33 protein-coding genes are annotated in these 26,042 nt (G+C 69.4%); 12 read left to right on the top strand and 21 right to left on the bottom strand.

The window, feature by feature from the left end; genetic code table 11:
* Positions 1–111: 111 nt before the first annotated feature.
* Entirely contained in the window at positions 112–1,443 is a 1,332-nt protein-coding gene (locus FVQ89_RS01160) for a hypothetical protein (RefSeq protein ID WP_147900102.1), read from the top strand.
* Entirely contained in the window at positions 1,430–2,020 is a 591-nt protein-coding gene (locus FVQ89_RS01165) for a hypothetical protein (protein ID WP_147900103.1), read from the top strand. Before FVQ89_RS01160 ends, FVQ89_RS01165 begins: the two co-directional genes overlap by 14 nt.
* Here FVQ89_RS01165 and ccsB read toward each other — a convergent pair.
* Genes ccsB through FVQ89_RS01190 form a run of 5 tightly spaced genes read right to left on the bottom strand, consistent with a single transcriptional unit; the run spans position 1,989 to position 6,597 of the window.
* A complete protein-coding gene (gene ccsB, locus FVQ89_RS01170; RefSeq protein ID WP_147900104.1) occupies positions 1,989–2,981 on the bottom strand; it encodes a c-type cytochrome biogenesis protein CcsB in 993 nt (330 codons plus the stop codon). The two genes, FVQ89_RS01165 and ccsB, sit on opposite strands and share 32 nt — an antisense overlap.
* The gene (locus tag FVQ89_RS01175) at positions 2,978–4,633 is read right to left on the bottom strand and encodes a cytochrome c biogenesis protein ResB (RefSeq protein ID WP_147900105.1); all 1,656 of its coding nucleotides are present in this window, start codon (positions 4,631–4,633) and stop codon (positions 2,978–2,980) included. Before FVQ89_RS01175 ends, ccsB begins: the two co-directional genes overlap by 4 nt.
* Positions 4,611–5,345: a cytochrome c biogenesis CcdA family protein gene (locus FVQ89_RS01180; RefSeq protein ID WP_147900106.1), complete on the bottom strand. Its 735-nt coding sequence runs from the start codon at positions 5,343–5,345 to the stop codon at positions 4,611–4,613. Before FVQ89_RS01180 ends, FVQ89_RS01175 begins: the two co-directional genes overlap by 23 nt.
* A 2-nt stretch (positions 5,346–5,347) precedes the next feature.
* Complete coding sequence (locus tag FVQ89_RS01185; protein WP_255513339.1) at positions 5,348–5,971, bottom strand: TlpA disulfide reductase family protein; 624 nt, start codon at positions 5,969–5,971, stop codon at positions 5,348–5,350.
* Positions 5,968–6,597 (bottom strand): histidine phosphatase family protein, encoded by a 630-nt coding sequence (locus FVQ89_RS01190; protein ID WP_147900107.1) that lies wholly within the window; start codon positions 6,595–6,597, stop codon positions 5,968–5,970. The genes FVQ89_RS01185 and FVQ89_RS01190 overlap by 4 nt, the downstream gene beginning before the upstream one ends.
* A 143-nt stretch (positions 6,598–6,740) precedes the next feature.
* On the opposite strand from FVQ89_RS01190, the gene aspS reads away from it, so the two are divergent.
* Positions 6,741–8,060 (top strand): aspartate--tRNA(Asn) ligase, encoded by a 1,320-nt coding sequence (aspS, locus tag FVQ89_RS01195; RefSeq protein WP_147900108.1) that lies wholly within the window; start codon positions 6,741–6,743, stop codon positions 8,058–8,060.
* A 103-nt stretch (positions 8,061–8,163) separates the two neighbouring features.
* Here the strand turns inward: aspS and FVQ89_RS01200 are convergent, their stop codons facing one another.
* From FVQ89_RS01200 to FVQ89_RS01210, 3 genes are all read right to left on the bottom strand, one after another.
* The gene (locus tag FVQ89_RS01200; RefSeq protein ID WP_147900109.1) at positions 8,164–8,376 is read right to left on the bottom strand and encodes a YegP family protein; all 213 of its coding nucleotides are present in this window, start codon (positions 8,374–8,376) and stop codon (positions 8,164–8,166) included.
* 118 nt (positions 8,377–8,494) lie between these two features.
* Positions 8,495–8,791 carry a Dabb family protein gene (locus tag FVQ89_RS01205; protein ID WP_222706020.1) on the bottom strand — a complete coding sequence of 99 codons (297 nt, stop codon included), beginning with the start codon at positions 8,789–8,791 and terminating at the stop codon, positions 8,495–8,497.
* A complete protein-coding gene (locus FVQ89_RS01210; RefSeq protein WP_147900110.1) occupies positions 8,788–9,045 on the bottom strand; it encodes a glutaredoxin family protein in 258 nt (85 codons plus the stop codon). Before FVQ89_RS01210 ends, FVQ89_RS01205 begins: the two co-directional genes overlap by 4 nt.
* 20 nt (positions 9,046–9,065) lie before the next feature.
* Between FVQ89_RS01210 and FVQ89_RS01215 the strand changes: the two genes are divergently transcribed.
* Positions 9,066–9,833: an HAD family phosphatase gene (locus FVQ89_RS01215; RefSeq protein ID WP_147900111.1), complete on the top strand. Its 768-nt coding sequence runs from the start codon at positions 9,066–9,068 to the stop codon at positions 9,831–9,833.
* Positions 9,834–9,933: 100 nt separating this feature from the next.
* Here FVQ89_RS01215 and FVQ89_RS01220 read toward each other — a convergent pair whose 3' ends face one another.
* The 4 genes from FVQ89_RS01220 to FVQ89_RS01235 form a co-directional block, all read right to left on the bottom strand.
* Positions 9,934–10,032 (bottom strand): 30S ribosomal protein bS22, encoded by a 99-nt coding sequence (locus FVQ89_RS01220; protein WP_003792170.1) that lies wholly within the window; start codon positions 10,030–10,032, stop codon positions 9,934–9,936.
* Positions 10,033–10,127: 95 nt separating this feature from the next.
* On the bottom strand, positions 10,128–10,328 hold the full coding sequence (locus tag FVQ89_RS01225; protein WP_147900112.1) for a helix-turn-helix domain-containing protein: 201 nt from the start codon (positions 10,326–10,328) through the stop codon (positions 10,128–10,130).
* A gap of 145 nt (positions 10,329–10,473) precedes the next feature.
* A complete protein-coding gene (locus FVQ89_RS01230) occupies positions 10,474–10,845 on the bottom strand; it encodes a hypothetical protein (RefSeq protein ID WP_147900113.1) in 372 nt (123 codons plus the stop codon).
* A gap of 73 nt (positions 10,846–10,918) precedes the next feature.
* The gene (locus FVQ89_RS01235; RefSeq protein WP_147900114.1) at positions 10,919–11,380 is read right to left on the bottom strand and encodes a helix-turn-helix transcriptional regulator; all 462 of its coding nucleotides are present in this window, start codon (positions 11,378–11,380) and stop codon (positions 10,919–10,921) included.
* Positions 11,381–11,513: 133 nt separating this feature from the next.
* On the opposite strand from FVQ89_RS01235, the gene FVQ89_RS01240 reads away from it, so the two are divergent.
* Positions 11,514–12,185: a TrkA family potassium uptake protein gene (locus FVQ89_RS01240; protein ID WP_147900115.1), complete on the top strand. Its 672-nt coding sequence runs from the start codon at positions 11,514–11,516 to the stop codon at positions 12,183–12,185.
* 27 nt (positions 12,186–12,212) lie between these two features.
* Here FVQ89_RS01240 and proC read toward each other — a convergent pair whose 3' ends face one another.
* Positions 12,213–13,034, bottom strand: a complete 822-nt coding sequence (proC, locus tag FVQ89_RS01245; RefSeq protein ID WP_147900116.1) for a pyrroline-5-carboxylate reductase — start codon at positions 13,032–13,034, stop codon at positions 12,213–12,215.
* A gap of 23 nt (positions 13,035–13,057) precedes the next feature.
* Between proC and FVQ89_RS01250 the strand changes: the two genes are divergently transcribed.
* Both FVQ89_RS01250 and FVQ89_RS01255 read left to right on the top strand, forming a co-directional pair.
* Complete coding sequence (locus tag FVQ89_RS01250; RefSeq protein WP_147900117.1) at positions 13,058–14,017, top strand: cation diffusion facilitator family transporter; 960 nt, start codon at positions 13,058–13,060, stop codon at positions 14,015–14,017.
* A gap of 21 nt (positions 14,018–14,038) precedes the next feature.
* A complete protein-coding gene (locus FVQ89_RS01255; protein ID WP_147900118.1) occupies positions 14,039–14,392 on the top strand; it encodes a hypothetical protein in 354 nt (117 codons plus the stop codon).
* Between the two features lie 29 nt (positions 14,393–14,421).
* On the opposite strand, the gene FVQ89_RS01260 is transcribed toward FVQ89_RS01255, so the two are convergent.
* Entirely contained in the window at positions 14,422–14,775 is a 354-nt protein-coding gene (locus tag FVQ89_RS01260; protein ID WP_147900119.1) for a DUF4406 domain-containing protein, read from the bottom strand.
* Positions 14,776–14,831: 56 nt separating this feature from the next.
* Between FVQ89_RS01260 and FVQ89_RS01265 the strand changes: the two genes are divergently transcribed.
* Positions 14,832–15,581, top strand: a complete 750-nt coding sequence (locus FVQ89_RS01265) for a DeoR/GlpR family DNA-binding transcription regulator (RefSeq protein WP_147900120.1) — start codon at positions 14,832–14,834, stop codon at positions 15,579–15,581.
* Here FVQ89_RS01265 and FVQ89_RS01270 read toward each other — a convergent pair.
* Positions 15,578–16,048, bottom strand: coding sequence for a nucleoside deaminase (locus FVQ89_RS01270; protein WP_255513340.1), 471 nt, complete (start codon positions 16,046–16,048; stop codon positions 15,578–15,580). The genes FVQ89_RS01265 and FVQ89_RS01270 overlap by 4 nt on opposite strands.
* Positions 16,049–16,059: 11 nt before the next feature.
* Between FVQ89_RS01270 and upp the strand changes: the two genes are divergently transcribed.
* Together upp and FVQ89_RS01280 are read left to right on the top strand one after the other, a co-directional pair.
* A complete protein-coding gene (gene upp, locus FVQ89_RS01275; RefSeq protein ID WP_147900121.1) occupies positions 16,060–16,692 on the top strand; it encodes a uracil phosphoribosyltransferase in 633 nt (210 codons plus the stop codon).
* A gap of 317 nt (positions 16,693–17,009) precedes the next feature.
* A complete protein-coding gene (locus tag FVQ89_RS01280; RefSeq protein WP_147901434.1) occupies positions 17,010–17,732 on the top strand; it encodes a winged helix-turn-helix domain-containing protein in 723 nt (240 codons plus the stop codon).
* Positions 17,733–17,883: 151 nt separating this feature from the next.
* Here FVQ89_RS01280 and ddaH read toward each other — a convergent pair whose 3' ends face one another.
* Positions 17,884–18,645, bottom strand: coding sequence for a dimethylargininase (gene ddaH / locus FVQ89_RS01285; RefSeq protein WP_147900122.1), 762 nt, complete (start codon positions 18,643–18,645; stop codon positions 17,884–17,886).
* Between the two features lie 434 nt (positions 18,646–19,079).
* Between ddaH and FVQ89_RS01290 the strand changes: the two genes are divergently transcribed.
* On the top strand, positions 19,080–19,529 hold the full coding sequence (locus tag FVQ89_RS01290; protein WP_255513341.1) for a MarR family winged helix-turn-helix transcriptional regulator: 450 nt from the start codon (positions 19,080–19,082) through the stop codon (positions 19,527–19,529).
* Positions 19,522–20,868, top strand: coding sequence for a deoxyribodipyrimidine photo-lyase (locus FVQ89_RS01295; RefSeq protein ID WP_147900124.1), 1,347 nt, complete (start codon positions 19,522–19,524; stop codon positions 20,866–20,868). Before FVQ89_RS01290 ends, FVQ89_RS01295 begins: the two co-directional genes overlap by 8 nt.
* Before the next feature lie 16 nt (positions 20,869–20,884).
* Here the strand turns inward: FVQ89_RS01295 and FVQ89_RS01300 are convergent, their stop codons facing one another.
* The 5 genes from FVQ89_RS01300 to FVQ89_RS01320 form a co-directional block, all read right to left on the bottom strand.
* A complete protein-coding gene (locus tag FVQ89_RS01300; RefSeq protein ID WP_147900125.1) occupies positions 20,885–21,772 on the bottom strand; it encodes a carbohydrate kinase family protein in 888 nt (295 codons plus the stop codon).
* Entirely contained in the window at positions 21,769–22,683 is a 915-nt protein-coding gene (locus FVQ89_RS01305; RefSeq protein WP_147900126.1) for a pseudouridine-5'-phosphate glycosidase, read from the bottom strand. Before FVQ89_RS01305 ends, FVQ89_RS01300 begins: the two co-directional genes overlap by 4 nt.
* On the bottom strand, positions 22,680–24,386 hold the full coding sequence (locus tag FVQ89_RS01310; RefSeq protein ID WP_222706021.1) for an FAD-binding oxidoreductase: 1,707 nt from the start codon (positions 24,384–24,386) through the stop codon (positions 22,680–22,682). Before FVQ89_RS01310 ends, FVQ89_RS01305 begins: the two co-directional genes overlap by 4 nt.
* A complete protein-coding gene (locus FVQ89_RS01315) occupies positions 24,383–25,138 on the bottom strand; it encodes a 1-acyl-sn-glycerol-3-phosphate acyltransferase (protein WP_147900127.1) in 756 nt (251 codons plus the stop codon). The genes FVQ89_RS01310 and FVQ89_RS01315 overlap by 4 nt, the downstream gene beginning before the upstream one ends.
* Positions 25,139–25,237: 99 nt before the next feature.
* Positions 25,238–26,008, bottom strand: coding sequence for an SDR family oxidoreductase (locus tag FVQ89_RS01320; RefSeq protein ID WP_147900128.1), 771 nt, complete (start codon positions 26,006–26,008; stop codon positions 25,238–25,240).
* Positions 26,009–26,042: the final 34 nt, after the last annotated feature.

The following is a 26,042-nucleotide window of genomic DNA, read 5'->3' on the forward strand; positions in this document are numbered from 1 at the left end:
TGGGCACGCCTCGAAGGTGAACATTCCGCGAATACGTTCGTCACCCGATGTAGTTCGCATTGGACGCTGCCATTGTTGCAGCGAAGCCATTAGCAATTGGGGGGACTCGGGTTGAACCGGTTCATTTCTCGCGCATCGGTCACATTTGGCGCAGCAGTCCTGGCCGTCACGGGCCAACCGGCGATCACCTCGCACGAACCGCTGATCGAGTCGCTGGCTTTTCAACACGGGGCAGCCAGTGAAGAGGAGGTCGTGTACAGACTGGATATCCCCGATGCCACCGACCTCTCCATGAGCCAGCTGAAGGAAGCAGCCTCAGTTGTGGGCGTCGAGTTGCGAACCGTCATCTTCGAAGGTGAAGAAGGGGTTGGGCAGCTGATGGTCGTAGATGGCGACACGGCGGAGACTCTGGAGTCGCGGGCACAGCAATTGTTCCTTGACGTAGACGCTGAAGTTCCTCCCATTGCTGGGGCGCTAGTGGCCGCCCCCACGAGTCTTCATGAAGGGGCCATCATGATCGGGGCGACTTCAGTCGAACTTCATAGAGGCAGCAGCACGGCGCGCACGACGGCAACGCCCTCAACCGCGTCAATCGACCTTCCGCCGGTCGGAGGCGCACGATTCACGAACTGGGGAGGGTACGTGCCTCACGTAACCAACGGGTGGCCCGGCTGGCTCAGCCAAAACGACTGGGACGCATATTTCCCCTTCACATACAGGGCTGAGGGCTTCAACATCAATCGCTGTGTCCAGTTGGTTGCTGGGGAGTGCCTTCAGACGGCGAAGCGAGCGGTCTTGACTCAGTCGATCATCTGGACGGGAGGAAGTCACACGGCTTACTGGCCTGACTCGCAGAACTGGGGATTTGAGTTTGGTTCAGCTATGTACAACTACTCGCTGTGCGGTGGCGCCGGCTCACCCACTTTCACGCCAGGTTGGTGGCTGAACCCTGTGTACGCAGAGTGGTCGACAAATGTGCCGTCGGATGCCATGCCCTATCAAGACGTGAATCGGGAGTTCGATGACTGCCAGACAACTACCCACGAGCTGGGAATAAGGTACCCCTCGCTCCTGGTCGCGGGGGCGGAGTACATCTACTCGGTCAGCTCCGCCCGCAATATGTACCGCCCGTCGTCCACATACTCCGCCTCCTTCCAAGCGGTACACGATGACTGCCCTCCCAACACGGCGCGCGATTGGCTTACCCACTGCATGGGCCTGAATGAACTGATCGACTTTCCATATGGGCGCCAGTCGGCAACTGTTATCAACGCCTCGAATGACTTCACCTTCCCGGGATGCGCACGCATGTACGCAGGGTGGGCACATCCGCTGTCATGGTTCAACGGCAACTACCAAGAGGTACCGGTTCCCATGGGGGCCCCTTATGATCCCTCGGATTTGAGCTTCTACGATGGCTGTTTCAGCAATGACTGGCTGTGAACGCGCGAGCGACCCAGGCGCCACGCGACCTCCGATCATCACGTCGGCGGTGTTCTCTCTTGCCGCCCTCGCGCTCTGGCTGCCGATTCTGGTCTGGCTCGCCTCGCCGGATCGCGACGACCCGATCGGGCGACCCGGCGAACTCCTCATCGTCGGCACGGTGGCGATCCAGATCCTGTCGATCGCTGTGGCCCTCTTCCTTCACCTGGTGAGCACGACCTGGGAGGCGACGAGGCCGCGGATCCTCTCCGCCCTCATAGCCGCGGCGGCGGCACTCGCGTGGTCATGGTGGGCGGCGATCTCGATGCTCGAGCTCCCGGCTGGTGGGATCGCGGTGTTCGTGTTCGCCGCGGTGCTGCTCATCGCTCCCGCGCTCATCCCCGCCGCGCGCCCCGGGATCCGTCGCGGCGCAGCGATCCTTGCAGCGACCTCCGTGCTCGTGGCGTCGTTCGCGCTCACGCTGGAACGGCTGTCGCCGATCCTGATCGCCCCGGCCACGGTCTACGTCGCCGCGATCCTCCTGGGCAGTGCGCCCAGCGCCCTGCTCAGAGCCCGGAGTAGGCGTGGAACCCCTTGAAGAAGAGGTTCACGATCGTGAAGTTGAAGAGCACGGCGGTGAAGCCGACGATCGCGAGCCACGCGGAGCGTGAGCCACGCCATCCGCGGGTCGCGCGGGCGTGGATGTAGCCAGCGTAGACGACCCAGATGATGAACGTCCACACCTCCTTGGTGTCCCAGCCCCAGTAGCGGCCCCAGGCATGCTCGGCCCAGATGGCGCCGGCGATGAGGGTGAAGGTCCAGAAGGCGAAGCCGATCACGTTGACCCGGTACGCGAGGTTCTCGAGGGTCTCCGATCCGGGGAACCCGCCGAGGAAGCGCAGCGACGATGATCCTGCCTCACGCCTCGCCTGCAGCAGCTGGGCGATCGAGAGCCCGGCCCCGAGGGCGAAGAACCCGGTGCCGAGGATCGCGACGAACACATGCACGACGAGCCACGCCGACTGCAGCGCAGGGGGCAGCGGAACGATGTCGACGTAGACGTTCATCGTCGCCAGCATGAGCAACAGGGTCACGAGACCCGTGATGTAGGCGCTGAGGTAGCGCACGTCGCGCCAGATGCTCACGAGCAGGTAGACGCCGACGATGACCGCGGTGCCGGTGAGGGCGAACTCGAACATGTTCGCCCACGGGGCCCGGGACGCGGCGACGCCCCGCAGCACGATCGCCGCCACATGGATGACGAACCCGAGCACGGTGAGGGCGAACGCGACCCGCTGCAGGCGGCTGGCCGGACTCGCGACCGCCGTCGCCGACGCGGCGGCCGGGGGGCGCGGGGGCGCGGCGACGGTCGTGCCGCTGGAGGCGGATGCCCCCGCGGCCGACACGGAACCCGCGGATGCGGCCAGCGGCTGGGCGGCGAGCACCTCACTCGAGCGGCGGGCCAGATCGACCACCGACACGATGAAGGCGATCACGTAGACCGCTGCCGCCGAGTAGACGGCGAGCAGCGAGTAGGCGGCGATCGTCGTGGGGGTCACGGGTTCATCCTACGTTCGAGCCTCTCCTGATGGCGCCGGGCGAGATCGGCGACGGCTGCCGCCAGCGTCGGATCCTCGCCGCGGGCGAGTCCCGCATACTCGATGCGCGTGCCGTCGCCGTCGGCGACCGCCTTCACCCACATCCGACGTCTCGGCACGAAGAGGCTGAGCAACAGCCCTCCGAGGATCAGCAGCGCGAACACCAGCACCCAGCCCTCCGTCGGGTCGTGGTGGAACTCGACGCTCGCGAAACGCTTGAGCCCCGTGAACTCGATCGTCCCGAGCCCGTTCGGCAGCTCCGCGGTCTGACCCTGCACGAGCTTGATCGACTCCGTGTCCGCCTGCGGACCTGCGATCTGCTCGAGCTCGTCGACATCGAGCGTGTAGGCGTTGACGCTCACACCCGCGTCGAGGCCGAGGTCGCCGGTGTAGACGTTGAGGCTCAGCAGGCTGGCGTCGCCCGCGTACGGCGAGAGCGAGGTGAAGGTGCCGTCGGTCAGCTCGAGCGGGTCCGGGTAGAAGAAGCCCATGAAGCCGAGTTGCTCGTCGAGGCCATCGGGCACCTTGATCACCCCGCGGCTCATGAGGTTGCCGTCGAGCGGCAGGAACGCGACCGGACCCGTGTAGGCGACCGCTCCCGAGGTGTCGCGCACCGTCACGACCGGCGCGTAGCCGTTCCCGAGCAGGTACGCCTTGGTCCCGCCGATCTCGAACGGCTCGTTGACCTTGAGGTCGGCATCCGTCCAGTCGGTTCCCGGCGTGCGGACGGAGAGGTGCGCCGTGTAGTCGACGGGCTGGTACACGCCCGTCGCCGGGTTGAGTTCGTAGTGCCCGTCGAAGTCGTCGAGCCGCACCGAGAACGGCTCGAGAGCCTGCTCGGTGAAGAACCGTCCCGGATTGAACGAGTCGTACCCGGCCAACGAGTTGGTGAAGGCGGTGTCCTGCACGATCACCTTCTGCCCGTTGTATCCGAAGCCGCCACCGACCCCGACCGTGACGAGCACGCCGACGAGCGCCGCATGGAAGACGAGGTTGCCGGTCTCGCGCAGGTAGCCCCGCTCGGCCGAGATGGAGTCGCCGCCCGGCACGGGGTAGGGCTCGACGCGGTAGCCGGCCGACCGCAGCGCTGCGCGGGCCTCGTCGACGGCGGCCTCGACATCCGCGCCGCTTCGGACCTCGGTGTGGCCGACGAGACGGGACAGCCGCACGGGGGTCTTCGGGGGCCGTGCGCGCATGGCTTCGAGGTGGTGCTTGGTGCGCGGAAGGATGCAGCCGACCAGCGAGACGAACAGCAGCAGATAGATCGCCGAGAACCAGGGCGAGCTGAACGTCGAGAACACCCCGAGCGCGTCGAGGATCTTGAACGAATCGGGGTTCTCTGCCTTGTACTGCAGCACGCCGTTCGGGTCGGAGCTGCGCTGCGGCACGAGCGATCCCGGCACGGCGGCGAGCGCGAGGAGGAGCAGCAGCACGAGCGCCGTGCGCATGCTCGTGAGCTGCCGCCAGAAGAAGCGCAGGTAGCCGACCAGGCCGAGCTTCGGTTGCGCGACGCCCGAGCCCGGCTCGGGCACGGGCTGATCGATGTGGTCCGCGGGACGCAGCGGGTCGGTGGACTTCGCGGCGGTGCGGTCAGAGCGGGGTGCTGAAGCCACCGATCACCGCCCCCAACTGCGACATGAGCGCGCTCCACAGGCCGGTCACCATGAGCGCCCCGATCACGACGAGCAGCACGCCGCCCGCGATGTTGATGGCGCGGATGTGGCGACGCACCCATCCGAGGCTCGTCCCGACCCAGCCGAAGCCGAGCGCCACGAGAAGGAACGGGATGCCGAGGCCCGCGCAATAGGCGAGCCCGATGAGCACGGCCCGCCACGGGTCGCCGCCGTAACCGGCGAGGAATCCGACCGCGGTCAGGGTCGGGCTGATGCAGGGCGTCCATCCGAGTGCGAAGACGACGCCGAGCAGAGGCGCGCCCACGAGACCCGTCTGCGGACGCCACGACGGCTTCACCTGGCGCTGCAGGATCGTCACCTGCCCGATGAAGGCGAGCCCCAGGACGATGATGATGATGCCGCCGAGACGCATCAGGAGGTCGCCGTACTGCAGCAGGAAGCGCCCCGCCGTGCCTGCGAGCACGAATACGGCGAGGAACACCGCCGAGAACCCGGCGACGAACAGGGCGGCGCCGGCCGCCATCCGCGAGCGAGTGCGGGCACGACCGCTCGTGACGCCCGAGACGTATCCCAGGTAGCCCGGCACGAGCGGCAGCACGCACGGGGAGAGGAACGAGAGCAGGCCCGCGGCGAGCGCGATCGGCACGGCGAGCCACAGCCCGCCGTTCACGACGATGTCGCCCGGGTTCACGGTCAGTCCGTCTCGGCGAGGAGGTCGTCGATGATGTCGGCTACGACGCTGGGGCTGTCGATGAGGCCGCTGTAGCGTGCCGCCACACGCCCTTCGCGATCGAGGATCAGAGTCGTGGGAACCGAGTTCGGGGCGTAGGCGCCGCCCGCGAAGGCGAGCTGCACGCCGTTATCGGCGACATCGATGATCGACGGATAGGTGACCCCGTGCTCCTCGGCGAACGCGAGGGCCGTGCCGGCGTCGTCGCTCACGTTGACGCCGAGCAGCGTCACGTCGTCGTCCGAGAACTGCTGGTGCAGCTTCTCGAGGTCGGGTGCCTCCTCGCGGCATGGCGGGCAACTGGCGTACCAGAAGTTCACGACCACGACCCGACCCACGAGCTCGTCGGAGCTGATCGGCTCACCCGAGTCGAGCGTGCCGCCGAACACGACCGCGGGCTCCCGGTCGGCCGGGGCGATCGTGACGAGCCTGCCGTCGCCGGAGATGTATCCGCCCCCGGTGCCCTGCTCGTACTGTTCAGCCAGGTGCCCGGATTCGGCGGTGCATCCGGCGAGCAGCAGCCCGGCGAGGGCAAGCGGTGCGACGAAGCGCACGCCGAGACGGCGGGCTGTGGTGCGGGCGTTCACACGGCTCCCAGATCGATGGACTGCGCGAGCAACTCTGCCGCAGGTTCCTGATAGTCCACCTCGATGAAGGCCGCGCCATCCCAGGCGAGGGTCGTGATGCTCGAGAGCGTGCAGCGCCGGGTGCGCGGATCGTGTGCGAGCGGCTTGCGGGCGACCGTGCGCGCGACCATCCAGATCGGCAGCTGGTGGCTCACCAGGACGGCCTCGCCGCCGTCCGTCTCGGCGTACGCCTGCGCGACGGCTGCGAGCATCCGGCGACGGATGGACGTGAACGCCTCGCCCCAGGTGGGGCGCCACGGCCCGACGAGGTAGGGCCAGTTGCGCGGATCGCGGAGCCCCTTGCGCACGTTGGTTCCCTCGAAGCGGTTGGCCGGCTCGATGAGGCGGTCGTCGAGGCGCGGCTCGAGCCCGAAGCGCGCGGCCCAGGGGGCTGCCGACTCCTGGGTGCGCTGCAGCGGGCTCGCGGCGAGGGAGGTGATCGGGTGGCCGTCGAGCGAGGCGGCGGCGAGCGCAGCCATCTTGTGTCCGAGCTCGGAGAGCCCGTAGCCGGGGAGCCGCCCGTAGAGCACGCGTTCGGGGTTGTGGACCTCTCCGTGGCGCACGAGATGGACGAGGTCGGCCGGCATCCGCCCATTCTACGGAGCGCGCTCGCGCGCGCCGCCCTCCCCCCGAGGGGTCGCAAACTGCTGGAGACACGGCGTGTTTCGCGCAGTTTGCGACCCCTCAGGAGACGGAAGGGGGCCGCAGGCGGCGACTAGACTCGACCCCCGTGACCTCACGCACCCTCGTCAAGAACCTCGCCGCCGAAGCGGACGGCCCCGTCAGCGTCTCCGGATGGGTGGAGACGGTTCGCGATCAGAAGAAGGTGCAGTTCGTCATCCTGCGTGACGAGACCGGGGCCGTGCAGCTGGTGCACCCCCGCACCGACGTGGAGGAGCCGGGCAGCGACCCGATTGCCACAGCGATCTCCGCCCTCACCCACGGCACGTTCCTCACCGTCACCGGCGAACTCAAGCACGACGAGCGGGTCAAGCTCGGCGGACTCGAGGTGAAGATCGGCGACATCGAGGTGGCGGCGGCCGCGCTCGACCTGCCCATCGCGGATGACTCGTCCATCGACAAGCGCCTCGACTGGCGTTTCCTCGACCTGCGCCGCCCCGAGCAGAACCTCGTCTTCCGGGTTCAGACCACCTTCCTCCACGCGCTGCGCACGTGGTGGGTCGAGAACGACTTCATCGAGATCCACACGCCGAAGCTCATGGCATCCGCGTCGGAGAGTCGGGCGGAGCTCTTCGAGGTCGGCTACTTCGAGACCAAGGCCTACCTCGCGCAGAGCCCGCAGTTCTTCAAGCAGATGGCACAGCCGGCAGGGTTCGGCAAGGTGTTCGAGGTGGCGCCGGCGTTCCGGGCCGACCCGTCGTTCACGTCACGTCACGCCACCGAGTTCATCTCGGTCGACGCGGAGATCAGCTGGGTCGACTCCCACGAGGACGTCATGGCCATGCACGAGCAGCTGCTCGTCGCCGGCCTCACCGCCGTGAAGGAGAAGCACGGCGCCGAGATCGAGGCCACGTTCGGCGTCGAGATCGTCGTCCCCGCCACGCCGTTCCCGCGGATCCCGCTCACCGAGGCCCACACGATCCTCGAGTCGCGCGGCTACACCGTGCCCCGCACGGATGGCGACCTGGACCCGGAGGGCGAGCGCCGCCTCTCGGAGTACGTGAAGGAGCAGTACGGGCACGAGTTCGTGTTCGTCACCGACTACGCGAGCGGCATCCGGCCGTTCTACCACATGCGCCACGAGGGCGACCCGAGCCTCACGAAGAGCTACGACCTGCTCTTCAACGGCACCGAGATCTCGACCGGCGCCCAGCGCGAGCACCGGGTCGATGTGCTGGTCGAGCAGGCCCGCGAGAAGGGTCTCGACCCGGAGGAGCTCGGCTTCTACCTCGACTTCTTCCGCTACGGCGTGCCCCCGCACGGCGGATTCGGCATGGGCCTCAACCGCGTCACGATGCTGATGCTGCACCAGCCGTCGATCCGCGAAGTGACCTACCTCTTCCGCGGGCCGAACCGCCTGCTGCCGTAGCGCGACCGCGCTCCCGCGCCCCCGTGAGAGTACGCACTTCTGCGTACCGCGACGCGTGAGAGCACGCAGAAGTGCGTACTCTCACGGAGCCGAGAACGGCGGGTCAGGCGGTTTCGCGGTAGGAGGGCTCCTGCAGCACGGTGAGGTCCTCGAGGGTTGCCCGCGGGATGGAGCGCATCACGGCCTCGACCATGGCGACCGCGGAGGCCTTCGCGACGTAGTTGCCGCTCACGGCAACCGTCTGGCCGCTCTCGGACACGATGCGCCAGAAGAACGGCTGTGTGGGGTTGTTGCTGCGAACGACTTGGAAACGCATCTGTGGGTCTCCTCGGGGGGAAGGGATGTCGAGAGACTAGACCCGATCGTCTCCCCCCACCAGAGGGTCAGCGCCGACCCCAGCGCGAACCTCAGCGGGCGCCCGCAGGAGTCCGCGATCAGGCTCGGTAGTCGACGCAGCTGCGCGACGCGACGACCGAGCGGATGAAGGCGGCGGCCTCCACGTGCGCTGGGTGCACCTGATACGCGGCGAGATCCTCTTCGGTGGCGAAGTCCGAGTCGAGCACCACGTCCCAGTTGCCGTCGGTGGCCCCCAGGTCGATGCCCACATCGAGCCGGAGCGCAGGGACCAGTCCGCGAAGCCCTTCCAGGCGGTCGCGGATGCCGGCCGCGTCGGCAGCCCGTGCCTCCGCATCGGTCGCGGCGAGCTTCCAGCTGACGATGTGGCGGATCACGAGGTCGCCTCCCGGGCGTCGAGGGCGCGCCGGAGCCGATCCGGATCGACGCGCCAGATGGTGTGCACGCGGTCGTCGATGAGCAGCACGGGGATCTCCTCGGCGTACTGGGCGAGCAGGCGCTCGTCCTCGAGGATGTTGCGCTCCTCGACCTCGAGCCCGCGCTCGGCCGCCACCTCGGAGACGATCGCGCGCGCATCGTCGCACAGGTGGCATCCGGGCTTTCCGAGAAGAGTCAGGCGCGGATCGGGCACGCACCTAGACTATGGGGGTCATGCCCGAGGAACATCCCGCGACCCCGAGCGAGCGACCGGTCGTCGCGTTCTTCGACGTCGACAACACGCTCATGCGCGGCACGAGCGTGTTCCACGTCGGACGCGAGGCGTGGTCGCACGGCATCATCGGATGGCGGGACATCGCCCTCTTCGCGTGGCACCAGCGACGGTTCATCAAGGTCGGCGAGAACCACGAGCACATGGGCTCCGCGCGCGAGCGGGCGCTGGGGCTCGTGGCTGGGCACACCGAGAATCAGATCCGCGCGCTGGCCGAGAACATCTGGGACCACCGCATCAAGCCCAGGCTGTGGCCCGAGACGGTCGCCCTCGCGCACGAGCACATCGCGAAGGGCCATCAGGTGTGGGTCGTCTCGGCGACACCGGTAGAGGTGGGCGAGCTGATCGCGCGCAAGCTGGGGCTGACGGGCGCGCTCGGCACCCGCGTCGAAGCAGTCGACGGCGTGTATACAGGACGCCTCGTGGGGTCCGTGCTGCACGCCGAGCACAAGGCCGTCGCGGCGCGCGAGCTCGCCGAGAGCATCGGCGCCGACCTCGCCGCATCGTGGGCGTACTCCGACAGCCGCAATGACATCCCCCTGCTCGAGCTGGTAGGCAACCGCGTCGCCGTGAACCCTGATGCCGGGCTCGCGCGGTACGCCGCCGAGAAGGGCTGGCCGACGATGCGGCTCGACCACGCGTCGATCAAGGCCCAGCAGAAGCGGGTGCGGCGCGAGGCCAAGCCGGTGGGGCGCGGCCGACGCGACTGATCGCCCCGAGCCCGGCTGCGCAGCCCGCAACGACGATCACCGCAACGACGAAGCCCCGGACCTGAGGCCCGGGGCTTGCGGAATGAACTGCGGTGCAGTCCTACTTCTTGTTGCGACGCTGGTGACGCGTCTTGCGGAGAAGCTTGCGGTGCTTCTTCTTCGCCATGCGCTTGCGGCGCTTCTTGATGACGGAACCCATGTTCACCTCACTCGTTCGTCGTCGGACCGACTCCGGGTCCTGGACGAACCGCGGGAAGCCTAACCGGGAGAGTCTACCAAAGGCGCCGACGGCGCTCAGCCGACCTGGGCGCCCCCGCCCGCGAGGCCCACGACTCCGGCGACCGCCGACTCGGGGATGCGGTACGAACGTCCGAAGCGCACCGCCGGCAATTCGCCCGCGTGCACAAGACGGTAGACGGTCATCGTCGATACGCGCATCATGTCGGCGACCTCTTGGACGGTGAGGAAGCGGACGTCAGACAGATCCTGCGCCATGCTTCCGCCTTCCCGGCCCGTGTGGTGGTTGTGACTCGTGTGACTCCTGTGACGGGAGTGCACTGGCACAGGCTATTGGGCGAGGGATGCCGCTGTCTAGGGCGGGTGATGGCCTTCGGCCAGGACCCGCCGCCTGGACGATGCGTCAGGCGGTGACAGTCCCCAAGAACAGCTGCGACTCCGTGAGCCGGGTCTGCATCGCGGTCGCGAGCGAGGTGAGCACGGACCGCGAACGGGACATCCCGATCGCACCGCCCATCATCCCCGCGCCGGATTGCTGGGCGATCCGCGCGACGAGATTGCCCTCGTGCGAGAAGAAGGAGACCGTGTAGACCAAGCGCTGCTTCTTCCCCGCCATCGCGCCGAGCAGGACCGTGACGGTGGTGCTCCCGCGGCCGATGGTCCAACTCCCGTCCGGTGCCACGGCTTCGACGGCGAATCCGTGTTCGGCGAGGATGTCGTGAACCAGAGCCTTTCCGGCCTCGTGGTCACCCGCGATGAAGAAATCGACGATCATCGGATGAAGCTAGCCGACCGCGGCAGCGGACGACGGCGAGCGTCAACCGCAGAGGACGCCACGCGATGCGCGTCTAGCGCTCGCCCTTGCGCAGCTTGGGCAGACGCTCGGTGACACGCTGCCGCGCACCCTCGATCTTCTCTTGAGCGGTTTCGAAGGCCACCCGCGCGGCGTTGGCGGTCTGCGCAGCCGTGCGCCCGATCCGATCGCCGACCTCGGCCCCGGCCCAGGCGGCGTAGACGGTCGTCGCGCCGTTCTCATCCGTCGCGACCGTGAAGTCGGTGAAGGGCTCGAGCCACACCTCGATCTCTTCGAGCGGGCTCGCGTCGAGGTGGTAGTAGCGGTGCTGGCCTTCTTCGCGCACGCCCACCAATCCGTGCTCGCGCAGCACCTTGAGATGCTTCGACACCGTCGGCTGGGCGACACCGAGCTCGCTCACCAGGTCGCCGACCGCGAGTTCGCCGCGGGTCTCGAGCAGTTGTCGCAGGATCTCGCGGCGAGTGCCATCCGCGAGGACGTCGAAGATGTCGGCCATCCCCACAGACTAGCCAGCCGACCACGGGAGTACCACGGGGGATGGGTACAGTGACTTTCGCACGCGGTGCGCGCGACGACCGCGAGACAGACGACCCGGCGGATCCGGGCCCGCCCCGAGGGAAGGCACATCGTTGGTTGAGAAGATCGCTCACGACGCCCCGGTCCTCGTGATCGGCCTCGGCCGATTCGGGGCCGCCACCGCGGGGCAGCTGCAGCGCCTCGACCGCGAGGTGCTCGCCGTCGACGAGGACATCGCCCTCGTGCAGAAGTGGTCCGAGCGGGTCACTCACGCCGTGCAGGTGGACGCACGATCGATCGACGCCCTGCGTCAGATCGGCGCGGAGGACTTCCAGATCGCGGTGGTCGCGGTGGGGTCGTCGGTCGAGTCGAGCGTGCTCATCACGGCGAACCTCGTCGACCTCAAGATCCCGCAGATCTGGGCGAAGGCCGTCAGCCAGTCGCACGGCAAGATCCTCAGCCGCATCGGCGCGAACCACGTGATCTACCCGGAGGCGGAGGCGGGCGAGCGCGTGGCGCACCTCGTGTCCGGCCGCATGATCGACTTCATCGAGTTCGACGACGGCTTCGCGATCGTGAAGATGTACCCGCCGAAGCCCATCCGGGGCCTGAGCCTCGGGGAGTCGCACGTGCGCCAGCGCTTCGGCGTCACAGTCGTCGGCGTGAAGAGTCCCGGCAAGGACTTCACCTACGCCACGCCCGAGACGGTCATCTCGAACCACGACCTGATCATCGCGTCCGGCTCGACGACCGACCTGGAGCGGTTCGCGGCTCTGCAGTCGTAGCCGGCGGCGGCCGATCGTCGCGACAGCTCAGCCGGCGGCGAGTTCCTTCGCCCGGGCGATCGCCGCCTGGGCCGCGCGCTCGAACAGCTCGGTGAGCTCCGCCTCCTCGAGGACCCCGATGAGCCGCTCTGTCGTGCCCTTCGGGCTCGTGACCCGGCGTCGCAGTTCACGGGGCTCGTCGCCCGTCGACTCGAGGAGGAGCGCCGATCCGATGAGGGTCTGCTCGGCTAGCAATCGTGCATCCGAGGGATCGAACCCGAGTCGCTCCGCCGTCTCGGTGAGGCGCTCGACGAGGAAGTAGAAGGTCGCGGGCCCCGAACCCGAGATCGCCGAGAGGGCGTCGATCTGCTCTTCCGGAACCTCGACCACCGCGCCGACCGCCGTGAACAGCTCCCGGGCGATCGCGAGCTCCGCCTCGCCCGCGGTCGACCCCGCGGCGACGCCCGTGACGGCGCGCCGCACGAGAGCGGGAGTGTTCGGCATCGTGCGCACCACGGGATTCGCCACCACGGACTCCATCGATGCCGTCGTCACGCCCGCGGCGACACTCACGACCACGGCACCGGGCTCGAGGGCGTCCGCCACCTCGCGCAGAGTGCCGAGCACCATCGCCGGCTTGACCCCGAGGAGCACCACGCCGGCCCCGTCGACCGCACGGCTGTTCGCCTCCGGATCGTCGTCGAGCGCGAGGGCACGCACGCCCTCGGCGCGCCAGTGCTCGGCGGACGACGCGCCGCGGGTCGTGACAACCACGGATGCGGGGTCGAGGCCCGAAGCCAGCAGGCCCCGGAGGATCGCACCTGCCATGGAGCCCGCCCCCAGGACGGCGAGGGGAGGAAGGGTCGGCATGCCCCTCATCCTAGAATCGACCCATGAGCGCGTCGGGCGGTACGAAGGCGATCATCGCCGCATTCCTTGCGAATCTCGGGATCGCGGTCACCAAGTTCATCGCCTGGGCCTTCTCGGGGTCGAGTTCGATGCTCGCCGAGGGGGTGCACTCCGTCGCAGACTCGGGCAACCAACTGCTGCTCCTGCTCGGAGGGCGACAGGCCCGCAAGCAGGCGGATGCCGAGCACCCGTTCGGCTACGGACGCGAGCGCTACGTCTACGCCTTCGTGGTGTCGATCATCCTGTTCTCGGTTGGCGGCGTGTTCTCGCTCTACGAGGGCATCGAGAAGCTCACCCACCCGCATCCGCTCGAGAACGCCTGGCTGCCGATCCTGGTGCTGGCGATCGCGATCGTGCTCGAGTCGCTCTCCCTGCGCACGGCCGTGCGCGAGTCGAACCACACCCGCGGCACGCAGAGCTGGATCCAGTTCGTGCGCCGGGCGAAGCAGCCGGAGCTGCCCGTCGTGCTGCTCGAAGACGTCGCGGCGCTGACGGGTCTCGTGTTCGCGCTCGCGGGCGTCGGACTCACGATCGCGACCGGCGACAATCTGTGGGACGGCATCGGCACGATCGCGATCGGCGTGCTGCTGATCATCGTGGCGATCATCCTCGGCGTCGAGACGAAGAGCCTGCTCGTCGGCGAGGGCGCGACGCCGAGCGACACGCAGAAGATCCTCGCGGCGTTCAACGGTCACCCGCAGGTGGAGGCCGTCATCCACATGAAGACCCTGTACCTCGGCCCGGACGAGCTGCTCGTCGCGGCGAAGATCGCGGTGCCGAAGGCGACTCGCGCGGTGGAGGTCGCCGCCGCGATCGACGCGATCGAAGCGGATGTGCGCGCCGCGGTGCCCGCCGCGCGGGTGATCTACCTGGAGCCTGACATCTACGTGCCGCGCGGCGAGAACCCCTCGACCGATGCGATCGTGATCAAGAGCGCGGACTGAGTCTGCGGGAGGAGCACCACCATGGACATCCTGCACAGCGCGCTGCTGGCGCTGCACATCTTCGGACTCGCCGCGATCGTGGGCACGTTCCTCGTGCAGATGCGGGCGAACGAGGGCTTCCGCACCGGCCTGATCCTCGGCGGCGCGATCACGCAGCTCGTCACCGGGATCGCGCTCGTGGGTCTCGCGGAGGCGGGCGACCACGACCTCAACATGCTGAAGATCACGACGAAGCTCATCATCGCGATCCTCGTGCTCGCGGCGGCGATCGCCGCGGTGGTGGCTCAGCGTCGCGGCGGCCGGGTGAAGCCGTGGTTCCACAGCGCCGGCGGACTCGCCATCGTGAACGTGCTCGTCGCCGTCTTCTGGCACTGAGCCGGAGCTGACCCCGGCGGCTTCGCGCGCTACGCGAGCACCGGGATCTGATCCGGATCCGCGTAGACGGGCAGTCCGAGTTCGCGTGCGATCCGTACGTCCTCGTCGGCTCCCACCGACTCCCCCGGGAGCCGCAACACGGCGTCGCAGTGCTGGAGGAGTCGCCTCGCCGTCTCGTACATGACGTCGGCGTCGGCGGGGGCGTCGCCGAGTTCACGCATCACGGGTAGAGCGACCCACTCGCCGATCATGGGCACGTGACCGCGCTCGAAGATGGGGGCGGATGCAGCTTCGAGGCGCGCGAGATTGCGCGCGATGAGGTCGGGATCGCCGCCGGTGCCGGATCGGTACGGACCTGCGATCAGGATGAGCTGGGGTTTCATGCGAGGGAGTGTATCGTTAACCGTGCACGATCGTGCAACTCTCGGAAGGAACGTGGATGCTGTCTGAGCAGCGCAAGACGCACCTGCTCGAATTGCTGCGCCGCGACGGGCGGGTCGTCGCCAAGACCGTCGCCGCCGATCTCGGCATCTCGGAGGATTCGATCCGCCGCGATCTGCGCGAGCTCGCCGAGGCAGGGCTCGCCCGGCGCGTGTACGGGGGCGCCCTGCCGATGGATGCGGCCGAGGTTCCCTTCGCGGAGCGCGGCGAGGTCGAGCCGGCGAGCAAGGCGAGAGTCGCGCGGGCCGCGCTCGTCCTCATCGAACCGGGCATGACCATCGCGCTCGACGCCGGAACGACCAGCATGGCCATCGCCCGCATCCTGCCCCGAGGCGCCCGGCTGACCATCGCGACCCCGAGCCCCCACGTTGCGATCGCCGCCGCGGAACACAGCGATGCGCGTGTGGTCCTCCTCGGCGGCGAGCTCGGGCGGCACTCGATGGTCTCCGGTGGAGCGCTCGCGCTCGAAGCCATCTCGCGGATCGGGGCCGACCGGTTGCTGCTCGGCGCGTCCGGGGTCCATCCGGATCACGGGGTCACCACGGACGACCCGGACGACGCCGCCGTGAAGCGGGCCCTCGCCGCCGCGAGCCGCGAGACCTACCTGGTCGTGAGCAGCGAGAAGCTCGGCGCCCGCGCGCAGCATCCGGTGCTCTCGCTCGACGACCTCGCGGGGCTCGTCGTCGATCCCGCCGACCGCGACGATCTCGATCCGCGACTGCGGCACTACGCCGTGCCCGACGCCTAGAGCTCGGTCGGCCGCGCGGACGCGAAGAAGGCCGTGAGCAGCTCCGCGCACTCCGCCTCCAGCACGCCGGCCACCACCTCGGCCCGGTAGGGCAGCCGCCGATCGCGAAGCAGGTCGTGGACGCTGCCGGAGGCACCCGCCTTCTCGTCCCACGCCCCGAACACCACGCGCGGGATGCGGGCGGCGAGGATCGCGCCGGCGCACATCACGCACGGCTCGAGCGTCACGACGAGCGTCGCCCCGTCGAGCCGCCAGGAACCGCGAACCTCCGCCGCGCGCCGGATCGCGACAACCTCTGCATGGGCCGTCGGATCGCCGTGCGCCTCGCGCTCGTTGCGGCCGACCGCGAGCACGGTGCCGTCACGATCGAGCACCACCGCCCCGACCGGCACGTCGCCCGTCGAGAGGGCGAGCTGCGCCTCCGCGAGCGCCAGCCGCATCGCCTCCGCATCCGCTCCCGAGGGCATAGATTGAGCCTATGCGAGTGCACGTCGCCGACCATCCGCTCATCACCCACAAGCTCACGGTTCTGCGCGACGAGCGCACCCCGTCGCCGATCTTCCGGGCGCTCGCGGAGGAGCTCGTGACGCTGCTCGCGTACGAGGCCACCCGCAATGTGCGCACCACCGAGGTGACCGTGCAGACGCCCGTCGCGGCCGCATCCGGACTCTCGATCGCCGAGCCCAAGCCGCTCGTGGTGCCGATCCTGCGGGCCGGGCTCGGGATGCTCGAGGGCATGGTGAAGCTCGTCCCGACCGCCGAGGTCGGCTTCCTCGGAATGGTGCGCGACGAGGAGACGCTGCAGCCGACGACCTACGCCGAGCGCCTGCCCGACGACCTCTCGAACCGGCAGTGCTTCATCCTCGACCCGATGCTCGCCACGGGCGGGTCACTCGGGGCGGCGATCGACTTCCTCTTCGCCCGCGGAGCCGTCGATGTGACGGCCGTGTGCCTGATCGCGGCGCCCGAGGGGATCGAGGCCGTGCGGAAGGCCACCGAGGGGCGCGAGGTGACGATCGTGGTCGGTGCGCTCGACGAGAAGCTCAACGAGCACGGCTACATCGTGCCCGGCCTCGGCGACGCGGGCGATCGGCTGTACGGCCTCGTCTGAGCGGGTCGCCCACCTTTCGTTGTGTTACGTCGCCGCGTCGTCCGATTGACACGCGGCGTAACACTGCTTCAAACTTGCACGCATGACCGTTCACGTGCGCCCCACGACCTCCTTCGAGGCCTTCGGGAACGCCGACATGATGATGTCGGCGCGTGCGGTCATGTGTTGTCGAATGTGCGCGTAAGGCCGCCTCACAGCCCGAGTTGACCCACATGGTGAACTCCCCGACGCCCGGTTCCGATCCGGACGACGCCTCCCGCCACGACACTTCCCGGCCCGCCGCCGATGCGGCCGCCACCTCTGAAGGATTCGACGACATGTCTCTCGCCACCCTTGACACCCTCCGCCCCCAGGCCCGCCCCTATCCCGCCCCTCGCGCGGTTCCGGCGCCCGCCGAGCCCGCTGAGCGCCCGCGCATCCGCGCCGTGCCGGAAGGCACCGAGGCGCGCGGCTTCGCCCTCTACGTGGGGGTCGACGAGCTGAAGGCCGCCGAGGCCGGCATCTCGCTGCCGCTTCTCGTGGAAGCCCTCAAGCGCACGGTCGCCGAGCTCGCGCCCGACGCCGAGACGTACGCCGCCGTGGCGCTCGCGCCGCAGGGTGCGGGCGGGCGCGACGTCGAGGTCGTGCGTCTCGCGCTGCAGGATCCCGCCGCGCTCGCCAAGCACCGCCAGGCCGCGCCGCCCGTCGAGGCGCCGGAGCCCAAGGGCGGTGTCGTGATCGACATCTCGCGCAAGCGCGTGCAGCTCGACGGCGAGACGGCGCCGCTGACCTACAAGGAGTTCGAGCTGCTGCAGTTCCTCGTGCTCCGCGAGGGCCGGACGATCGAGCGGGCCGAGATCATCGCGACGCTGTGGGCGGATGCGGGCGACGAGGAGGCGCCGAACGAGCGCACGATCGACGTGCACGTGCGGCGCCTGCGCTCGAAGCTCGGCGCCTACGAGGACATCGTGCGCACGGTGCGCGGATCCGGATACCGGTTCGATCGGCACGCCGACGTCACCATCCGCTGGGCCTCGACGCCCTCCCCCGACGTCTTCTGATCCACGGCTCTCCGTTTCCCGAGCTCTCGCTTCCGCGAGCTCTCGGCTCCGTGAGAGTACGCACTTCTGCGTACCTTCAGCCGTGAGAGCACGCAGAAGTGCGTACTCTCACGGAACCGAGACCGCCGCGGAGGCGAGCGCCGCGGCGCGGTCAGTCGCGCAGACGCACCGAGAGGCAGGTCACGCAGCCCTCGAGCTTCTCGAACTCCGAGATGGGGACGGTGACGACCTCGAGCCCGCGCGCGGCGAGCAGCTCGGCCGTGCGAGGCGCATCCGCCGACATCAGCACCGAGTTCTCGTCGAGCACGACGACCGCGGTACCGTGCTCCTCGGGAACCGCCAGGAACTCGGGGTAGACCGTCGGGTCGTCGACGAGTGGCTCGTAGCCGATGACCGTGCCGTCGGGCAGCGCGGTGACGCCGGACTTCAGGTGCAGCACCCGCGACACGGGCACCGTCACGACCCGGAACCCGAGCGGCGCGACGAACTGAGAAAGCTGCCGGATGCCCTCCGCGTTCGTCCGTCCACCGCGGCCGACATAGACCGTCGATCCGACCTTCAGCACATCGCCACCATCGAGCGTGCCGGGCAGTTCGATCCGCCGGATGTCGTAACCGAGCCGCTCGATCACAGGCTCCACGGTGGCGACCTCGCCGCGACGGCTGTCGGTGCCGGGCGAGGTGAGCACGGCAAGATGCCCGAACGACACGACGGCATCCTCGACGAAGACACCGTCGGCGTGCTCGTCGGCCGGCTCGACCTCTTCGACGTCCCACCCACGGGCCGCGAGCGCGGCTACGTAGCCGCTCCACTGCGCGAGCGCGAGATCCGGGTCGACGCTCTGGCGTTCGAGGTGAGTGAGCTCACCCTCTGCGAGGCGAGGTGATGGACGGCGGACGAGGACGCGAGGCATGCCCTCGAGTCTGGCATCCGCGAGCTCATCGTGCAGTGCGCGCTCGACGGCTGCGACACGCCCGGGCTGCTGCCCGCCTCTCGGACTCGGGCGGTCGCCTCGATCCGATCGCCCAGCCGAATTCGGCTCCAGAATTCACCCGGGTGGGCCGAACCATACGCGCGAACGGGCCGTTCACCCCGCTCCGAGACTCCCCCGGGTGAACTCGCAGAAAAAATAACGAAGAGATAACTAGACAGCGTTACCTTCCCGTTATACATTTCAAGTGCTTGATCCGTTTGCTGTGGCGGATGAAGCGGAATGTGATTGCAGGACACTCTTGGTGCAAGGGAGAGGGTCGGCCGCTCGCCTCTGCGGCCGGCCCTCAATCACGTTCGGCGTGGGCCCATCTGACGGCCCCGCCCAGGTCAGAGCCAGTCCGTAGAGTGAGAACCGTGAGCGAACGCTCGGATGCGATCGACGCGTGGGAATCCCTGTACCGCGCGCAGGTGAACGTGCTGCGCCGACTCCGGGCCGAGTTCCCCGATGACGAGGTCTCGTTCACCGAGTACGACGTGCTCTTCAACCTCTACCGGCAGCCGGAACGGGCCCTGCGCATCCGCGATCTCAACGCCCACCTGCTGCTCACCCAGCCGTCGGTGAGCCGCCTGCTCGACCGCCTCGCCGCCCGCGGGCTCGTCACGAAGCGCCGTGACCCCAGCGACGCCCGCGGCACGATCGTCGAACTCAGCGAGCGCGGTGCCGAGGTCTTCCGCCGCGTCGGCGCACAGCACGGGCGCTCGATCATCGAGCGGATGGCACCCCTCAGCCGTGACGAGCAACGACAGCTCATCGAGCTCACCACGAAGCTCCGCGACGGGGCTCCAGGAGAGGCGCGTGGCTGAGAAGCCGACGCTCGTCTGGTTCCGCGACGACCTGCGCGTCGCCGACCACCCCGCGCTCGATGCGGCCGTCTCCCGCGGACGCCCCGTCGTCGCGCTGTACGTGCTCGACGAGACGGGCGACGGCATCCGCGCTCCGGGCGCCGCGGCGCGATGGTGGCTGCACCACTCGCTCGTCGCTCACCGCGACGCTCTCGCGGCGCTCGGGATCCCGCTCGTCCTCCGGCGCGGAGAGGCGCGGCGCGTCGTGCCGGAGGTGGTCGCCGAGACGGGAGCCGGTGCCGTCACCTGGAACCGCCGGTACTCTCCCGCACGCCGGATCGACGCGGACCTCAAGCGCACGCTCCGCGAATCCGGCCTCGAGGTGCACTCCTTCCCGGGCGACGTGCTTGCCGAGCCGCAGGACGTGCGCACCGGCTCCGGCACGCCGTACAAGGTGTTCACGCCGTTCTGGAACGGGCTGCGGGGTCACGAGGTGCGGCCCGCGATCGGGATTCCGGACGCCGTCGCCGCCCGCGCGAACACCCCCGATAGCGATGATCTCGACGACTGGGGGCTCCTGCCGACGCATCCCGACTGGGCGGGCGGGCTGCGTCGCGTCTGGACCCCGGGCGAGGAGGCGGCCCGCGCCCGTCTCGACGAGTTCGCCGCCGAGGTGCTCGACGACTACGGCGACCGCGACCTCCCCGCCGTCGACGCGACCTCGCGGCTCAGCCCCCGACTGCGCTGGGGCGAGGTGTCGCCCGTGCAGGTGTGGCATCGCATCCGCGGCGCCCGAAGCGACCATGCCGACGGCTTCCTGCGCGAGCTCGGATGGCGCGAATTCTTCCGCCACACGCTCTTCCATCAGCCCGAGCTCGCCGCCCGCAACCTCCGCCCCGCGTTCGACGCCTTCCCGTGGGAGGCGCCCGACGAGGCCGAACTCGACGCCTGGCGCCGCGGACGCACCGGCATCCCGCTCGTCGATGCGGGGATGCGAGAACTGTGGGACACCGGCGTCATGCACAACCGGGTGCGGATGAGCGCCGCGAGCTTCCTCGTGAAGAACCTGCTGATCGACTGGCGCGTCGGCGAGCAGTGGTTCTGGGACACCCTCGTCGACGCCGACGAGGCCTCGAACCCCGGGAACTGGCAGTGGGTCGCGGGGAGCGGCCAGGACGCCGCACCCTACTTCCGCATCTTCAATCCCGAGCGGCAGGCGGCGAGGTTCGACCCCGACGGCGCGTATCTCGCGCGGTGGATCCCGGAGCTCGGCACGGACGCCTACCCGGATCCGATCGTCGACCTCGGCGAGACACGGGCGCGGGCCCTCGCGGCCTACGAGACGATCTCGCGCCGCTGACCACTCGGCACAACGCTCAGATGGGCGGGCGCCCGCCGATCACCATGACCGCGCGTGCCGCGACCTGCACGCCCGCTTCGGCCGCCTCGACGGCGGTCGCGCCCCGCACCCACGCGTCGAGGAACCCCGCCGTGAAGGCGTCGCCCGCACCCGTCGGGTCGACCATCCGCGCGACCGGCGCGGGCACCCGAACCGGTGCGCCGCCGTCTGCCGCGACCATCACGCCCTCCGACCCGAGAGTCATCGCCACCACCGGATGCCTCGTCGCGAGCGCCCGCGCCGCGGCCTCCGGTTCGTGCTCGCCCGAGAGCAGCCGCGCCTCCGCGAGGTTCGGGAAGAGCAACGTGGCGCCCGCCACCGCGTCGAGGAAGGAATCCACCCCGAAGTCGGAGAGGTACCCGGTCGAGGCCGGATTGACCGACACCTGCACGCCCGCGGCGGCGGCTGTCGCGAACAGTTCGCGCGTCGTGTCGGCCCCGAAGCCATCCAGGATCGAGTAGCCGCTCACGTGCAGCACCGCCGTGTCGTCGAGCAGAGCCGCCGGGATGGCGTCGAGTCGCAACGCGGCGTTCGCCCCACGCTCGGTGAGCATCGACCGCACCTCCCCGTCGACCACGATGATGATCGTGCCGGTCGGGATGCCATCCTCCACCTGCAGGTGCGGCTCGACCCCGGCCTCGCGGAAGATGCGCTCGTGGATCGCGGCGTCGTGCGCGCCGACGGCTCCGACGAAGGCGACATCGGCCCCCAGCGAGCCGAGCCACGCCGCCGAGTTCGCCGCGGAGCCACCGGGCCGCGGCCGGATGCTGGCGGGCGTGTCGGTGTCGGGGCGCACCGGGATCCGCGGCACGGCGACGATGTCGTTGATGACGTCGCCGACCAGGACGATCCGCCGGGACGTCATCGCGACGAGATGCGCGACCAGGCTGTCGCGACCTCGGCCGCGACTCGCACGTTGTTGCGGGCGAGGTCGAGGTTCACCTCGAGGCTGCGCCCGCCCGACGCGTCGACGATGTAGCCCAGCAGGAACGGGGTCACCGCTTTGCCGCGCACCCCCGCCGCATCCGCCGCTGCGAACGCGGACTCGAGCACGCGGTCATGCTCGGCCGGATCCCACTGCTGCTCGGCGGGGACCGGATTCGCGAGCACGATCCCGGTGCGCGAGCCGAGCGCATCGCGCGCGGCCATCACCGCGGCCACCTCATCGGCGGTGTCGACCTTCCAGTCGAGCTCGTATCCGGATTCCCGCAGCCAGAACGCGGGGAACGCGCTCGTGCCGTATCCGATGACCGGCACGGAGAGGGTCTCGAGGCGCTCGAGCGTCGCGGCGATGTCGAGCACGCTCTTGACCCCGGCGCTGACGACCGTGATCGGGGTCTCGGCGAGGATCGGCAGATCGGCCGACTCGTCGAACGTCTCGGACGCCCCGCGATGCACCCCGCCGAGCCCGCCGGTGGCGAACACGCGCACCCCGGCGAGCGACGCGAGGTGCGCCGTCGCGGCGACGGTCGTCGCGCCCGATCGGCCGAGTGCGGCGAGGATCGGCAGGTCGCGCACGGATGCCTTGGCGAGATCCTCCTCGGCGATGCGGCGCACCCCCTCGGCATCCAGGCCGACATGCGGCACGCCGTCGAGCACCGCCACCGTCGCGGGAGTCACTCCACGCTCGCGCAGGATCTCCTCGAACTCGATCGCCGCCTCATGGTTGCGCGGGCGCGGAAGGCCGTGGCTGATGATCGTGGACTCGAGCGCCACCACGGGGCGCTGCTCCTCGAGCGCTGCGGCGACCTCGGGAGCGACGTGCAGTTCGCTCATCCGTCGACGCGCACGCGGTCGACCGGAACCACCTTGCCGGGGTTGAAGTTCGCGCCCGGATCGACGGCCTGGAACAGTCCGCGCATCACCGCGACGCCCTCGGCCGAGATGTCCTGCTCGATCCACGGGGAGTGCTCGAGCCCCACGCCGTGGTGGTGCGAGATCGTGCCGCCGTTGTCGACGAACGCCTGCTGGATCGCCGACTTCACGACGTCGTACTCGCCGATCGGGTCGTCACCGAAGACGAACGCGAAGGTGAAGTAGAGGCACGCCCCCGAGTGATACGAGTGCGAGAGGTGGCACATGATCCACCCCTTTGCGCCGATCTCGTCGTAGGCGCGGTTCGCGGCGGTGACGACACCGTCGTAGAGCCCCGCGAGCTTCGACCACGGCGCGGCCGTCTCCGACACGTCGCCCGCGGCACCCATGTCGAGCAGGAAGTCGCGCAGGTACGGGGTGTCGAACTTCTTCTGGTCGTAGAGCACGCCCGGCCCGGTGCCGACACCCATGCCGCCGTGCGCCTTCACGATCGCGCCCACGAGCTTCTTCTGCCGCTTGACGTGGTCGGCGCCGCCCTCGAATCCGATGAACGAGAGGCAGATGTCCTCGAGGTTCCAGCCCTTGCGACGCATGAGCGTCGGCAGAACTCGCTCAGCGAGCAGCGCGTCGATGCCGTGGCGCTCCTTGCTCGTCGCCATCGAGAAGCCAGTCTCGCGCGAGTCGGAGACGCGCGTGATGATCGGGCTCGCATCCGACTCCGAGATCGCCTGCATGGCCGCGAGGCCCGCCGACCAGTTGGGGAAGAAGTAGGCCTGGATCTCGCGCACCTCGGCCACGCGGTGCACCTGGGCCGTGACCTCCGTGATGACGCCGAGGCGGCCCTCGGAGCCGACGATCATCTCGCGGACGCTCGGCCCGGTCGATGCCGACGGGATCGCCGGGATCACGAGCACACCGTCGCGGTCGTCGTGCGAGGGGCGCACCACGCGCAGGCCGCGGACGATCTGCGCGATGTCGCCGTACTTGTCCGACTGCATGCCGGAGGAGCGCGTCGCCGCCCAGCCGCCGATCGTCGAGTGGGTGAAGCTGTCGGGGAAGTGGCCGATCGTCCAGCCCTCCGCGGCGAGCTGCTCCTCGAGATGCGGTCCGAGCGCGCCCGCCCCGATGCGCGCGAGACCCGACTCGACGTCGATGTCGAGCACGCGGTTCATGCGGCCCATATCGAGCGAGACCACGGTGCGGGTCTCGTCGGCGTGCGGCTCGAGGCTGCCCGCGATGTTGCTGCCCCCGCCGAACGGGATGAGCACGGCATCCTCGGCGACGGCCGCGTCGACGACCTTCTGCACCTCCGCCTCGTCGGCAGGGTAGACGACCACGTCGACAGCACGCGCGATGAGGTTGGAGCGGATGCGCACGAGATCGCGCAGGCTCTTGCCGTAGGTGTGCACCACGCGATCCATGTCGTCGGTCGACACGTGGTCCTCGCCGACGATCCCGGCGAGCGCCGCCGTGAACTCGGCGCGCGCAGCGCTCGGTGCGAGGTTGAGCTCGTCAAAGACCGGCTGCTCGGCACGCGTCGCCGTGGAGAGGTCGAGGCCGACGGCGTTCAGCACGAACGGGGCGAACGCGGGCTTGTCCTCGTGGTGGAAGCCGACGCCCTCCACGCCCCATCCCCACCACTTCATGTGCTCGACAGCGGTCACGGTGTCTCTCCTTCGGGCGACGGGTCGGCGGCCACGGGCGCGGAGCCGCGCGACGGGCTCAGAATACGGGGTGCATAGGTGTCGTGCAGCCGCACGATCTCGGCTCGGAGACGCTCGGTGAACTCGGCCGCCGTCTCCCCCGCCGTGGCCATCATCGGCGCTCCGAAGACGACGCCGACGGGCAGGCGACCGGGCTTCGGCCAGCTGCTGCCGCGAGGGTGCGCGATGCCGGCCCCCACGAGCGCGACCGGCAGGCAGGGAACCGCGGATGCGATGGCGAGGGCGGCGGCACCGGGCTTGAAGCGCCCCATCCGTCCCGTGCGCGAACGCGTGCCCTCGGGGAAGACGAGCAGCGGTACGCCGCGGTCGAGGAGGCTCCGGGCGGAGATGCTGCGGGGGTTCGACCCGCTGCGATCGACGGGGAACGCGTTGAAGAAGAGGGCGGTGAGTCCGCGCCGCCACCACACATCGAAGAAGTAGTCGGCGGCGGCACCCGCGGCGAGATACCGCGCGAGGCGCCGCGGCAACGCACCCAGGATGAGAGGTGCGTCGAGATGGCTGGAGTGGTTCGCCACCACCACGAACGCCTTCGGCACGTCCCGAAGCTCGCGGGCTCCGACGACCGTGACCTTGACGGTCGACCATGCCACGGGCTTCAGGATTCCCCGCTGTGCGACGAACCGCGCGGCGGCCTGCGTCTTCGAGGTGAATCGGTCGCGGCGACGCTGAGGGGCTGCGCTGCTGTCCACCATGGATTCAGGCTAGTCCCGACGCATGCCGTGCGGGCGACGTACCGCCGCTGTTCGGCGGGGACGACCTCCGGAGCGGCGGGGCGCGAGACGCGGCGCGCGTCAGTCGCGGTGGCGGGAGCTCGAGATCTTGCGGGAGACCCAGCGGATGGTGCGCGGGGGTAGGTGGCGCAGCCACCACCCGAGGAAGCGGTACCGCACGCTCGGCACCGAGATCGCGCGACCGCGGTCCACATCCCGCAGGCACGACGCCACCAAGTCGTTCGCGTCGAGCCAGAGCCACGAGGGGATCGAGGACTTGCGGATCTCGGCACGGTCGTGGAACTCGGTGTGCACCCATCCGGGTAGCAGCGCCGTCACCGTCACGCCTGTGCCCTGCAGCGCGTTGGAGAGGCTCTCGCTGTAGACCCGCATCCACGCCTTGATCGCCGAGTAGAGCCCCATCGAGAGGTACCCGGCGATGCTCGCGACGTTCACGATCGCGCCGGTACCACGCTCGCGCATCCCGGGCACGACCGCCGCGGAGAGCACGAGGGGCGCACGCATCATCACCGCGATGGCGTCGTCTGCCTCGGCGATATCCGGATCCGAGATGCGCGACTTCATGCCGTAGCCGGCATTGTTCACGAGCAGGTCGATGGGGCGCGCGGTGTCGGCAAGGCGCGCGGCCACGCGGTCGACGTCGGCGGGGTCGCCGAGGTCGGCGGTGATCAGCTCGACCTCGCACCCATCCGATCGCAGACCGGCTCCGAACTCCTCCAGACGCGAGGACGTGCGCGCCACGAGCACGAGGTCGTACCCACGGGCGGCGAGAGCGCGGGCGAAGGCGGCGCCGATGCCGGCTGTTCCGCCGGTGACGAGAGCGATGGGCATGTGGCTTACGATACGGTCATCCGGGGCGCGCCTC

The organism is Homoserinibacter sp. GY 40078, from assembly GCF_008017545.1.
GTDB lineage: Bacteria > Actinomycetota > Actinomycetes > Actinomycetales > Microbacteriaceae > Homoserinibacter.